At 39.2% G+C, this 12676-nt stretch carries 16 protein-coding genes; 3 read left to right on the top strand and 13 right to left on the bottom strand.

The window, feature by feature from the left end; genetic code table 11:
- Window positions 1–8 precede the first annotated feature (8 nt).
- A complete protein-coding gene (locus tag MKL51_RS00670) occupies window positions 9–134 on the bottom strand; it encodes a hypothetical protein (RefSeq protein ID WP_002117184.1) in 126 nt (41 codons plus the stop codon).
- Window positions 135–228: 94 nt separating this feature from the next.
- On the opposite strand from MKL51_RS00670, the gene MKL51_RS00665 reads away from it, so the two are divergent.
- A complete protein-coding gene (locus MKL51_RS00665; protein ID WP_002117215.1) occupies window positions 229–471 on the top strand; it encodes a hypothetical protein in 243 nt (80 codons plus the stop codon).
- 139 nt (window positions 472–610) lie between these two features.
- On the opposite strand, the gene MKL51_RS00660 is transcribed toward MKL51_RS00665, so the two are convergent.
- Genes MKL51_RS00660 through pheS form a run of 3 tightly spaced genes read right to left on the bottom strand, consistent with a single transcriptional unit; the run spans window position 611 to window position 4298 of the window.
- Window positions 611–907: an integration host factor subunit alpha gene (locus MKL51_RS00660; RefSeq protein ID WP_000126166.1), complete on the bottom strand. Its 297-nt coding sequence runs from the start codon at window positions 905–907 to the stop codon at window positions 611–613.
- The gene (gene pheT / locus MKL51_RS00655) at window positions 904–3285 is read right to left on the bottom strand and encodes a phenylalanine--tRNA ligase subunit beta (RefSeq protein WP_017482376.1); all 2382 of its coding nucleotides are present in this window, start codon (window positions 3283–3285) and stop codon (window positions 904–906) included. The genes MKL51_RS00660 and pheT overlap by 4 nt, the downstream gene beginning before the upstream one ends.
- 32 nt (window positions 3286–3317) lie before the next feature.
- Complete coding sequence (gene pheS, locus MKL51_RS00650) at window positions 3318–4298, bottom strand: phenylalanine--tRNA ligase subunit alpha (protein WP_002117277.1); 981 nt, start codon at window positions 4296–4298, stop codon at window positions 3318–3320.
- Window positions 4299–4456: 158 nt separating this feature from the next.
- Here pheS and MKL51_RS00645 point away from each other — a divergent pair, with 158 nt between their 5' ends.
- On the top strand, window positions 4457–5449 hold the full coding sequence (locus tag MKL51_RS00645) for a hypothetical protein (RefSeq protein WP_017482377.1): 993 nt from the start codon (window positions 4457–4459) through the stop codon (window positions 5447–5449).
- 3 nt (window positions 5450–5452) lie between these two features.
- Here the strand turns inward: MKL51_RS00645 and MKL51_RS00640 are convergent, their stop codons facing one another.
- The 5 genes from MKL51_RS00640 to MKL51_RS00620 all read right to left on the bottom strand — a co-directional run bounded on the left by MKL51_RS00640 (window position 5453) and on the right by MKL51_RS00620 (window position 7428).
- Window positions 5453–5956, bottom strand: a complete 504-nt coding sequence (locus MKL51_RS00640) for a GNAT family N-acetyltransferase (protein ID WP_025468544.1) — start codon at window positions 5954–5956, stop codon at window positions 5453–5455.
- 57 nt (window positions 5957–6013) lie between these two features.
- Window positions 6014–6571: an NADAR family protein gene (locus MKL51_RS00635; protein ID WP_017482379.1), complete on the bottom strand. Its 558-nt coding sequence runs from the start codon at window positions 6569–6571 to the stop codon at window positions 6014–6016.
- Between the two features lie 91 nt (window positions 6572–6662).
- Window positions 6663–7022 carry a 50S ribosomal protein L20 gene (rplT, locus tag MKL51_RS00630; RefSeq protein WP_000124858.1) on the bottom strand — a complete coding sequence of 120 codons (360 nt, stop codon included), beginning with the start codon at window positions 7020–7022 and terminating at the stop codon, window positions 6663–6665.
- Window positions 7023–7033: 11 nt separating this feature from the next.
- Window positions 7034–7228, bottom strand: a complete 195-nt coding sequence (gene rpmI, locus MKL51_RS00625; protein WP_002054552.1) for a 50S ribosomal protein L35 — start codon at window positions 7226–7228, stop codon at window positions 7034–7036.
- A gap of 11 nt (window positions 7229–7239) precedes the next feature.
- Window positions 7240–7428, bottom strand: a complete 189-nt coding sequence (locus tag MKL51_RS00620; RefSeq protein WP_017482380.1) for a hypothetical protein — start codon at window positions 7426–7428, stop codon at window positions 7240–7242.
- Between the two features lie 38 nt (window positions 7429–7466).
- On the opposite strand from MKL51_RS00620, the gene nreB reads away from it, so the two are divergent.
- Entirely contained in the window at window positions 7467–8717 is a 1251-nt protein-coding gene (nreB, locus tag MKL51_RS00615; RefSeq protein ID WP_002117292.1) for a nickel resistance MFS transporter NreB, read from the top strand.
- Window positions 8718–8757: 40 nt separating this feature from the next.
- On the opposite strand, the gene MKL51_RS00610 is transcribed toward nreB, so the two are convergent.
- From MKL51_RS00610 to thrS, 4 genes are all read right to left on the bottom strand, one after another.
- Complete coding sequence (locus MKL51_RS00610) at window positions 8758–9186, bottom strand: YqaA family protein (RefSeq protein ID WP_017482381.1); 429 nt, start codon at window positions 9184–9186, stop codon at window positions 8758–8760.
- Window positions 9187–9239: 53 nt separating this feature from the next.
- Complete coding sequence (locus MKL51_RS00605; RefSeq protein WP_002117212.1) at window positions 9240–9860, bottom strand: glutathione S-transferase N-terminal domain-containing protein; 621 nt, start codon at window positions 9858–9860, stop codon at window positions 9240–9242.
- 229 nt (window positions 9861–10089) lie between these two features.
- Window positions 10090–10641, bottom strand: a complete 552-nt coding sequence (infC, locus tag MKL51_RS00600; RefSeq protein WP_075383312.1) for a translation initiation factor IF-3 — start codon at window positions 10639–10641, stop codon at window positions 10090–10092.
- 5 nt (window positions 10642–10646) lie between these two features.
- The gene (gene thrS, locus MKL51_RS00595) at window positions 10647–12569 is read right to left on the bottom strand and encodes a threonine--tRNA ligase (protein WP_270904159.1); all 1923 of its coding nucleotides are present in this window, start codon (window positions 12567–12569) and stop codon (window positions 10647–10649) included.
- Window positions 12570–12676 lie beyond the last annotated feature (107 nt).

The raw sequence follows: 12676 nt of genomic DNA, 5'->3' as shown, positions 1-12676 counted from the left end.
CGAGCTGATTAATTGTTTTTTTCTGTTAAAAAACAGTCTGTTTTTCTCTTTTTCATACGTTTTTTTGACAGACGACAGTAGTATTTCAGCATTTGCAGTGATAGCATAGCGGCAGACCAGTTAGACTGCTCCATGCGTTGTTACCTAGCTACGTTTTAGGAATAATAAAAGCAAAACAGTCCAACTTAGGTTTTTTTAATCTCAAATCTTTTTTGTGAGAGTGATGCCATGTTATTCAAAAAATTCGCTGTTGCTGCTGCTGTTGCTGCTACTTTAGCTTTCGTTGGTTGTTCTAAGAAAGAAGAAGCTCCTGCTGCTGCTTCTGAAGCTGTAGCTGCTGCTTCTGAAGCTACTGAAGCTGCTTCTGAAGCTGCTGTAGCTGTTGACGCTGCTGCTTCTGAAACTGCTGCCGCTGCTTCTGACGTTGCTGCTGCTGCTTCTGACGTTGCTGCTGCTTCTGCTGCACACTAATCTATATTCTAGATTAGATAAAAAAGAGGACATTTTGTCCTCTTTTTTTATATCTAAATTTTGATTTTCTAAGATTAAGCGGTCCTATATTGCTGCCCAATAAACTATATAAAGCTATTTAAAATATAAAAAAAGCAGATCAATCGATCTGCTCATTTCCAACGCGTTGTCTAAACTTCTGACCCGCTCTGAAGGTCACTACCCTACGTGCTGAAATTGGAATTTCTTCACCTGTCTTAGGGTTACGTCCTGGACGTTCGCGTTTATCTCTTAACTCGAAATTACCAAAACCAGAAAGCTTAACCTGCTCCCCTGCAATAAGTGCTTGGCTAATCTCGTCAAAGAACAACTCGACCATTTGTTTTGCTTCACGGCGATTTAAGCTGGTTAACTCACTTAAATGATCAGCCATGTCTGCTTTAGTTAATGCTGTCATGAGGCCCTCAATGTCGCTTGATAAGTGTTTTCCAACACTTGGATTATATTGTCCATACCAGATTTAATTTCAGCATCTTCAAGCGTACGTGAAGGATGTTGCCATAATAATGCAAACGCCAATGAGCGCTTACCTTCTTCGACACCCTGCCCCGTATACACATCGAATAACCATGTAGAGTCTAAAAGCTCTCCACCAGTTTTTTCGATTAACTGCTGAATATCTCTAACATTTATATTATCAGAGATTAAAAGCGCAATATCACGTCTGATCGAAGGAAAACGTGATAATTCTGTAAAATTAGATACATAAGATTGCAAAACGGCTGTTTGATCGAGTTCAGCAACCCACGTTGTTGTTAAATCAAGCTCATTTTCTAGAGATGGATGCAAACGTCCTAAATAACCAATTGATTGTCCATCAACTAAAATTTCAGCAGACTGCCCCGGATGCAACCATGCACGCTCAGAACGTACATATTCAACTTTGACACGACCAGCAGCCAAAATCTCTTCTATCTCTCCTTTGAAGTCAAAGAAATCCATTGGTTGAGGCTTCACATGCCAAGATTCTGGTTGTTGCGAGCCAACTGCCACTAGAGCTAAAGTCGGAATCTGTTTTAGATCTTCAATACTCTTAGCATTTTGATAATCAAAACGAAGTCCTAATTCAAAGAAACGAACACGACTTTGTTGACGATTGAGATTATATTGTACGCAAGGGATTAAACTTGAAAGTAGAGTACTACGCATTGCAGCCAAATCACTTGAAATTGGATTTGCTAGCATTAACGGATTTACTTGCGGGTTCAATTGCTTTTCAAGTTTTGCATCAGCAAAGCTAAAACTAATTGCTTCTTGATAACCTAAAGTCACGATAGTTTGGCGTAACTCTGCAATTTCAAATCGGTCTTGATATTTAGCTAATTGAACATCCATGCTTGGTAAGCTAATTTGGATATTGTCATAACCATCAATACGTGCCACTTCTTCAATTAAGTCTTGATAAATAGCCATGTCATAGCGATGTGATGGAGGTACTACATTCCACTCACCTTCAGCTTTAACAGTTACTTCACACCCTAGTCGAGTTAAAGCATCTGCAATGAAATCAGCCGTCAATTGATATCCCAACAATTGGTCTACCTGAGCTTGTTTCAGTTCAATTGCTTCACGCTTTGGTAAAATTTCAGTTTTTTCAGCCACAGTAATTGGACCAAATTCACCACCTGCCAACTCTTGAATAAGCTGCGAAGCACGGTTCATGGCAATTAACGGCAACTCAAAATCTACACCACGTTCATAACGCTGTGAAGAATCAGTATGCAAGCCAAAACGACGAGCACGTCCAGCAATAGCAAGTGGCGCGAAGAAAGCACTTTCTAGGAAGATATCGGTAGTATCATCAGTTACGCTTGATGCTAAACCACCCATAATTCCAGCAATTGCCAAAGCTTTCTGGTCATCAGCAATCACCATAATATCTTCTTGTAATTCAACTTCTTGATCATTAAGGAGTTGTAATTTTTCTTGTGGCTGAGCTTGACGCACATGTACAGTCCCTTCGATTTTAGCTAAATCGAAAGCATGCATTGGCTGACCCAGTTCCATAAGGACATAGTTCGTCACATCAACCAAAATACTGTGCGTGCGAATTCCTGAACGAGCTAAAGCCTGCTCCATCCACTCAGGAGTAGCAGCTTTTACATTAACGTTTTTAATTACACGTCCTAAATAGCGTGGAGTACCTTCAGTGCTGATCACTACTTTCTTCTCATCAGCAATTGTCGCTTCAACTGATTTAATATCAGGTTCATTCATTTGCAGTTGGTTAATTACTGCAATCTCACGAGCGATACCACGGATACTGAAACAGTCACCACGGTTTGGTGTAATACTGATATCGATGACGTTATCATCGAGTTTTAAGTATTCACGGATATTTATCCCTACTGGAGCATCAGCAGGTAACTCAAGCAAACCATCGATTTTATCTTCAAGATCAATTTCAGAAGCACCACAAAGCATGCCTTGTGACTCAACTCCACGAAGTTTACCTTTTTTGATTTTGAAATCACCCGGTAATACAGCACCAATCGTTGCAACTGGAGCTTTCATGCCAGCACGAACATTCGGTGCCCCACAAACAATTTGTAAAGGCTCGCCCGAACCAATATTAACTGTCGTTACACGCAAACGATCTGCATCTGGATGCTGCTCAACTGTTAAAACTTCGCCGACCACGACGCCAGTAAATGGCTTAGCAACAGGTGCAAGTTCATCAACTTCAAGACCAAGCATAGTTAACTGATCAGACAATGTCTCACTATCAATTGCCGGGTTAACCCATGTGCGTAGCCAATTTTCGCTAATCTTCATCTTTATAAACCTTTTTTAATCCTGAAAAAATGTTAGGCAAATTGGCGTAAGAAACGCACATCATTTTGATAGAACATACGCAAGTCATTAATGCCATAACGCAACATTGCAAAACGCTCTACCCCTAAACCAAAAGCAAAGCCTTTGTATTTATCAGGATCAATACCCGCAGCACGCAATACATTTGGATGTACCATGCCACAGCCTAAAACTTCTAACCAACGTCCACGCTCATCCATGATATCTACTTCTGCACTAGGCTCTGTAAATGGGAAATATGAAGGACGGAAACGTACTTTTAAATCTTTCTCAAAAAATTCATTCAGTAGGTTAATCAATAAACCTTTTAATTCAGCAAAGCTTGTGTTCTCAGCAACATATAAGCCTTCGATCTGGTGGAACATTGGTGAATGCGTTTGATCCGAATCACAACGGTAAACACGGCCAGGGCATACGATACGAATTGGCGGCTCACTCGTCTCCATTGTACGAATCTGTACCCCAGAGGTATGCGTACGTAGCAAGTGAGTAGCATCAAAGTAGAAAGTATCGTGCATAGCACGTGCCGGATGGTGACCAGGAATATTTAATGCTTCGAAATTGTGATAGTCATCTTCAACTTCTGGACCGGTTGCAACTGTAAAACCAGCTTTAGTGAAGAACTGACAAATTCGCTCTTGTACCTGAGTAACAGGATGAACTGTACCAATACGTTGACCACGGCCCGGCAATGTAATATCAATCGTTTCACTTGCTAGCTTTTGTGCAAGTGCTGCCTGTTGTAGTGCCGCTTGACGTTCTGTTAATGCAGTATTAATTGTTTCTCGAACAGCATGAATCGCAGCACCTTGTACTTTGCGTTCTTCAGGGTCCATTTTCCCTAATGCTTTCGATTGTTCTGCAAGCTGGCTTTTTTTCCCTGTAAATTGCACACGCACCTGATCAAGTGCAACAAGGTCTTGAGCTGCTGCAATGGCAGCAAGCGCTTCTGTGGTCAGGGCTTCCAGTGACATATTAACTCTCAAAGCAACAAATTTAAAAAATATAATAAAACACTGCATTCTAACAGTTTTTCATTGAATTGATGAAGTTTATCCATCATGAAAAATGTATTAGGCAACAAAAAGATAAAACGTATAAGATAGTAGTATCGTCAATGAGATCAACTATTATGGCGCTTAATCAGATTTGGAAACAACAACTTACGCTTGTGACATATGGTAATGAATACCTCCGTCAGAATTTAAGCTTTAACCAATGGCGACAACATCATATTTTCGACCATCATAGTTTTCAGTTTCGTGACTTAACTTCTCAACATTTGTTGGCCCAACACTTCCAAGTTTGGCTAGAAGCATTAAAAAAACAAGGTACCTCAAAGCTCAGCTTACATTTATCAAGCCTTCTCAATGAAGAACAAAATCCAAATAGCAATGTCGAGCTCTTACCTTATACTCATTTTATCGTGACCCATCAAAATGATAATAAATTTGCTTGGATTTTTGGCCATGAGCTTGCCGAATGGTATAACAATGATAATGAGTTTGAAGCTCCTGCTTCACAAACCTGTGAGCTTCGTTTAGAAACTTTCTGGCGTTTTGAACTCAATGAAAAATTATCAAAAAAAATTGAAGCTGATTTAAAAAATCCGCCATGGCAAGAAATAGCTGATTTTATGGATAGTGAATTATTTCATAGTAAATATGCAGCAGGCTTTGAGGAGCCAGAACTTCAAAATGCTCTTTTTGATGGTACAAATATTAAAAGCTTAGAGCCAAAACTTGCATTAATTCCAGAGAATTATCCCGCAGATTATGCCCATCAACTTTTATCTCGCACTCAAGCATTAGCTGACTACTTAGAACAAAAGAAACGTATTGCAAATGATCCTTTGGGAGAAGAACTAGACCAAGAGCAACTCATCAATTTAAGAAACTTTACACAAAAAACTGATGATTTGTTTGCCAAGCTTATTGTGAAAGTTGCCAACCATTATCAGACAGCTCAGATGGTGCCTGTAGTTAAAGCATCTCCATTTGAGCAATCAAATGAAAATCCACAGCATCTCAAGTCTCAGCACCATAAAGGCACTGGTTCAGGCGTTATTAAACTGGTTATTCTAACGATTATTATTTGTGCTTTGGCTTATTATTTTGGACTTTAAAGATTAGAGTTCCCATTGATAAAGTAACTCTGTTATTTCGGGACCGAACTCAAGTAGTTCGGTTTCCCCAATTAATTTAGCTCCCATTTTTTCGTAGAAGAAACGACTTGGATTTTTATTAAAAACTTCTAAGCGAATAAAACTGTATCCTTGATTTAAAGCGCATTGGTAGAACTTTTGAAATAACTCACGTCCCATGCCTTGCTTTTGAACTTCTTTTAAAAGATAAAAAGCCATAATTTCAGCAATATTATTTTCTGGGTTTAAATAACCATCGAGAAAGCCTTTCACTGCCCCATTTTCAGTATAGACAAATAACTTATGATCAGGGCTTTTTGCTATTTCTTTCCATAATAACTCCTTATCTAGGATTTTAAGCTCATCTAATATTTCTTGCTTAATTATACCTGTATAGGTTTCTTTCCACCCCTGTATATGTACTTCTGCAATAGATAATGCATCCTTGAGTGATGCTATACGAATATCCATATCATTTAATGATTTCAATTTACTTCCCTCACGTCACTACTTTTAAAGTGAAGCATTGATTGGTCTCACATCAACCTACTCAGTTAAAAGTAGCTCTCGAACATGCATTAAAGCAAAACCCAACAAATTTAGTCCTTGCCATAGAGATGGATCTTGAATATATGGATGGTCCTGCGCCATACCAATTCCCCAAATTTTATCGACTGGAGATGCTTCAACTAAAATACGGTCTTTCGTTGCTAATAAGAATTTCTTCAACTCAGGATGCTGTGAGAATTTGGCAAAATTCGCCTGTACGACAATATCAAACCGTTTTTCTTGCCATATCTGTTCCTCATAATTACGTACTTTGCGACCTAGTTGTTTCGCCTCATTAGGATGTTTAACTTGCAAAATCCGTGCAAAAATTTCTTCATCATTAAATATTTTTGCTTTTTGCGCCATCATATAGTGCTCAGCAGTAAAGTACTCGATACTCTCTACTTCAAATTGCGCAGGAAACCACTGGCTAAAACAACTCTTATCAACAAGATCAGCTTTCTTAGGAGTATGCCCCCAGAAATATAAATATTTGAACTGGTGACCTTGCTGTACTTTTTTAATTAAATCATTAAGAAATTTTTCGTCTTTCATCTTTTATCTCTGATTGTTATCTCTTTTTAAAATAGAACCGCTAAAAATAAAAAAGACCGCTAAAAAGCGGTCTTTCTTTAAATCTCTAAGCTTATGCAGCTAATGCACCTTTAGCTTTTTCAGCTAAAGCAGCAAATGCTACTGCATCATGCATAGCGATGTCAGCTAATACGCGACGGTCGATGATCACTTGAGCTTTTTTCAAGCCATCGATCATACGGCTGTAAGACAAACCGTTTTGACGAGCACCAGCATTGATACGCGCAATCCATAGAGCACGGAATTGACGTTTCTTTTGACGGCGGTCACGGTAAGCGTATTGACCAGCTTTGATTACCGCTTGGAATGCTACGCGGTAAACGCGTGAACGAGCACCGTAGTAACCTTTAGCGCGAGCAAGAATTTTTTTGTGACGACGATGAGCCACTACACCACGTTTTACACGAGCCATTTATAATCTCCTTAGATGTATGGGCACATACGACGAACTGAATTCATGTCAGAAACATGAACCATTACACAGCCGCGTAATTGACGGATACGTTTAGCAGATTTTTTGGTCAAGATGTGGCGCTTGAACGCTTGTTTACGCTTAAAACCGTTTGCAGTCGCTTTGAAGCGTTTAGCTGCACCACGGCGAGTTTTTAACTTAGCCATAGTAACCTCTTTTAGGCACCTGTTCGGCGCGATTGCACCATTGCAAAATCGACCTGCAGGTAAGGAAGCGCGTATTTTATAGCAACCTGAGCAAAATTAAAACTATTAGTTACTGTTTTTATGGTTGCAAGAAAGACTTTTCCAAATTCAACCTTGTCAGCAATATCAATAATAAATAAAGCGCCTATGCTTTTTTCCATTTATAATACGATCAAATTATCAACATACGATATTTCTAATGCAGAAACATGATGCATTTGCAGCCTTACGCTACAGAGATTTCTCAATTGTTACGATTAATCAATTTTGCTTAACGTTAGCAATTTTGATTCAAGAAATTATTGTTGCTTATTCACTTTATCAAATTACCAAAGATCCTCTAACTTTAGGCTTAATTGGATTAGCAGAAGCCATTCCATTTATTGCCCTATCGCTTTGGGGTGGCTATTTTGCAGATAGATTTAATAAACAGATTATTATGAAAATCTGTTTGTTTTTCTCGGTTCCTCTTCCTTTAGTGCTGTGGTCGCTGTTCCATCTGCATGGGTTAGGTCATATCAGCGTAAATTTCCTTTCTTGGGGTATTTATGCTGTTATTTTTGGCTTAGGTACTATACGTGGGTTTTATAATCCCTCTGCAACGTCTTTAAAACCATTTTTGATACCTCGTGAACTGTATGCAAATGGTGCAACATGGACGACAATCGGTTGGCAAAGTGGAGTAATTATCGGGCCAATGCTTGGTGGTTTCATGCTTGCCTATTTAGGCCGAGAAACAAGTCTATTTAGTGTTGCGGTTTTACTTGGTATTTGTTTCATCTTAATTAACCTATTGCATAAGCGTACTTTTCCTAAAATTGAAACTGCTAATGTTTTAGAAAGTTTAGGAGATGGTTTCCGTTTTATCTGGAAAACTAAAATTGTTCTTTGGGCAATTTCTCTTGATTTAGCTTCTGTTTTATTTGGTGGAGTCATCGCATTATTGCCAATTTTTGCAGAAGATATCTTAAAAGTCGGCCCAGAAGGACTGGGATATTTGCGTGCGGCGCCATCTATTGGAGCGCTCGTCACTATGATTGCTTTGACTCGCTTCCCGCCAACTCAACATGCATGGCGTAACATGCTACTTGCTGTTGCAGGATTTGGTGTTTTCACGATTCTTTTCGCATTCTCAAACAACATGTGGTTATCACTATTTGCGTTGGCTATGACAGGCGCTTGTGACAGTATTTCAGTTGTGGTTAGACAAACCATTTTGCAAATTTTTCCACCAGAAAATATGCGTGGTCGCGTTGCTGCTGTAAACGGAATGTTCGTTTCATCAAGTAATGAGCTTGGTGCATTTGAGTCAGGTTTAGCAGCCAAATATTTAGGAACAATTGCAGCCACTATTTTTGGGGGTTGTATGACACTTGCAGTGGTCACCTTCTGTTGGCTAAAAACCAATGATCTATTTAAAGTCGATATTACCAAAAGCTCAGAAGACTAGTTAGACCATTTTATTAAAAGCATCTTCGGATGCTTTTATTTTAAATAAAACCTGTAATCACCCAATAAATAAAAATATAGCGTCCTGCTTTAGCAATCAAAACTATAATTAAAAAACGCCAAAAATTTTCTTTGAATAAACCTGCAACTAAAGTAAGTGGGTCACCAATAATAGGTGTCCAACTTAAAAGCAGCGAATAAAACCCATACTTATGATAAAAGCTTTGAGCTTGCTCTAAACGCTTTTCAGAAACAGGAAACCACTTTTTGTGTTTAAACTGCTCTATTTTTAAACCAAGCCACCAGTTCACACACGAGCCCAGTACATTTCCGAAAGTGGCGATAGAAATTAGAAGAAAAGCAGAATATTCTTTTTTTAATAATAAGGTGGCGAGTACAGCTTCTGATTGTAACGGTAATAATGTAGCCGCCCCAAACGCGCTCAAAAAAAGTAAAAAGTAACTTAGCATATTAAATTAGACCAAATCACCTTTCACTTTATTCATTACGCTACCAATAAAAGTTAAATAACTTTAATTGATAGTGCTTTTTGTACCGCAGGACGTGCCGTCAAGCGAACAATATATTCTTGCACATAAGGATAATCCTCTAGCTGAATACCTTGCCATTCATAGCGCAAGATCCAAGGTAAAATTGCCATATCAGCAATCGAGTATTCACCCGCAACAAACTTCTGGCCAATGAGCTGCTTATTCAGCACACCATATAAGCGCTTAGTCTCATTTACATAGCGGTCTATAGCGTATGGAATTTTTTCTGGTGCAAAGCGGTTAAAATGATGATTCTGCCCTAGCATAGGCCCTAGCCCACCCATTTGCCACATGAGCCATTGTTCAACTTCAACTCGCTCTTGCTCATCAGTTGGATAAAATAATCCAGTTTTTCGACCTAGATATTGCAGGATCGCACCTGATTCAAATATTGAAATTGGCTCACCACGAGGTCCATCTTGGTCAACAATCGCCGGAATTTTATTATTTGGAGAAATTCTCAGAAAGTCTGGTTGAAATTGATCATTTTCTAAAATATTGATTGGGTAAAGAGTGTAGTCTAGTCCCATTTCTTCTAAGGCAATTGTGATTTTATGTCCATTGGGAGTTCCCCAATAATATAGATCAATCATTCTATTTTCCTATTCATCGTTATCATGACTGCGTCTTGCGTTATAGCATGTTTTAAGAGGGACGATGAGATTTCCAACACTAAAAAATACATAAAATTCAAGAATTGAATTTCTTTTAAAAGATATAGCAATTGTCTTAAATAAAACTGAACAGAGAAAATTAAATCATCTTTTTTTATTATGATAAGGATATAAAAAAGCACTGCTTTTGCAGTGCTTTTTTTGAGTATTACTTTTTCTTTTTCGGTCCAAGTAACATACCCATTTGACGGCCTTCCATTTTAGGTGCTTGTTCCACAACCCCAAACTCAGCGACATCCGCTTCAATTTTTTGTAATTGAGCTAAGCCAAGTTGTTGGTGAGCCATTTCACGACCACGGAAACGTAAAGTGATTTTCACTTTGTTTCCTTCTTCAAGGAATTTCAAAATAGCACGAAGCTTAACTTGATAATCACCAACATCAGTTGCAGGGCGCAGTTTGATTTCCTTCACTTGCACTTGATGCTGTTTTTTCTTCGCATCTTTTTGCTTCTGCTTAAGGTCAAACAAGTGCTTGTTGTAATCCATAATTTTACAAACAGGCGGCTCGGCGTTTGCAACGATCTCAACTAGGTCAAGATCTGCCTCTTCAGCAGCGCGCAGTGCTTCATTTAATGAAACAATTCCTTTTTGCTCACCGTCAGCACCAACGAGGCGTACTTCTTTTGCACGGATCTCGTCGTTAATTGCTGGACGGTTGCTTTTTGCACCTTGTTGTTGGTTACGGTCAGGCTGTTTAATCTTTCTTACTCCACAATATACCGGCCACGTTCGGCGACGGCAGACTTCACTAAGTCAATGAATGCATCTACTGACATAGTACCTAAATTTTTTCCTGAGCGGGTACGCACATTCACTGTACCTTCTTCAACTTCTCGATCACCAAGAACTAATAGGTAAGGAATACGCTCTAGAGTACGCTCACGAATCTTAAATCCGATTTTTTCATTTCTCAAGTCAGAAATAGCACGAAGGCCATTTTCTTTGAGTTTTGCTACGACTTTCTCACAAGCTTCAGCTTGAGAGTCGGTAATATTCATGACACATGCTTGTAACGGCGACAACCAAGGTGGCATGAAACCAGCGTAGTGTTCAATTAGTATACCAATAAAACGCTCAAAACTGCCAAGAATTGCACGATGCAACATTACAGGCTGATCACGATCATTGTCTTCAGTCACATAAGACGCATCTAAACGTTCTGGTAAGTTGAAGTCACACTGAATAGTACCACACTGCCATACACGTCCGAGACAGTCTTTCAATGAGAATTCAATTTTCGGACCGTAGAACGCGCCTTCACCAGGTTGTAATTCCCATTCGAGACCCGCTGCATCTAAAGCATCTGCTAAAGATTTTTCAGCCATATCCCAAAGTGCATCATCACCCACACGTTTTTCTGGACGTGTAGAAAGTTTCATTTGCACTTCTTCAAAGCCAAAATCTTTATAAACTTCTAAAGTCAGCTTAATAAAGTCAGCAACTTCTTGACCGATCTGCTCTTTAGTACAGAAAATATGTGCGTCATCTTGTGTAAAGCCACGTACACGCATAATGCCGTGTAAAGAACCTGATGGTTCGTTACGATGACAAGAACCAAACTCTGCTAAACGAATCGGTAGATCACGGTAAGACTTCAAACCTTGGTTGAACACTTGCACATGACATGGGCAGTTCATTGGCTTAACCGCATAGTTACGATTTTCAGAATGAGTCGTAAACATGTTGTCTGCGTAGTTGGCCGCATGTCCTGATTTTTCCCACAATGTAAAGTCTACAATTTGTGGTGTTTTAATCTCAAGGTAACCATTGTCTTGCTGAACTTTACGCATGTATTGTTCAAGTACTTGATAAATAGTCCAGCCATTTGGATGCCAGAACACCATACCCGGTGCTTCTTCTTGCATATGGAACAAGTCTAAAGCTTTACCAATTTTACGATGGTCACGCTTTTCAGCTTCTTCGATACGCTTGATATATGCAGCGAGCTGTTTTTTGTCTGCCCAAGCTGTACCATAAATACGTTGAAGCTGTTCGTTCTTCGCATCACCACGCCAGTATGCACCAGAGATTTTAGTGAGCTTGAACGATTTTAAGAATTTGGTATTCGGTACGTGTGGACCACGGCACATATCCAAATAATCTTGATGGTAGTACAAGCCCATTTGTGTTTCTTCAGGCATGTCTGCAATCAAGCGTAATTTATATTCTTCGCCACGCGCAGTAAATTCAGCAATAACTTCATCACGTGGTGTCATTTTTTTAACGACATCATAATCTTGATCGATGAGCTTTTTCATGCGCTCTTCGATAGCTGCCATATCATCCAAAGTAAAAGGACGTGGCATCCAGATGTCGTAGTAAAAACCTTCTTCAATGACTGGACCAATCACCATCTTGGCTTCCGGGAAAAGCTGTTTAACAGCATGCCCTACAAGGTGTGCACAAGAGTGGCGAATAATTTCAAGACCTTTCTCATCTTTTGGAGTGATAATTTGTAAGGTCGAATCTTCGGTAATTAAGTCACATGCATCAACTAAGCGATCATTTACACGGCCAGCAACAGTATTTTTTGCTAGACCAGGCCCAATACTTTGGGCAACTTCCATAACAGATACAGCGTGATCAAAACTCTTTTGATCGCCATTTGGCAATGTGATAATTGGCATAAAAAAATCCTTAAGGAGTGATGCCCTATACGAAGGAGCATTTCACCGCGAGATTATGATCGAGGCGAACCTCAAAATATAAAAACGGTGTAAATCAAAGTTAAAAA

It is taken from the genome of Acinetobacter sp. AOR18_HL, from assembly GCF_027855145.1.
Lineage (GTDB): Bacteria > Pseudomonadota > Gammaproteobacteria > Pseudomonadales > Moraxellaceae > Acinetobacter > Acinetobacter pittii.
This window is presented reverse-complemented; position numbering and strand designations above follow the sequence as displayed.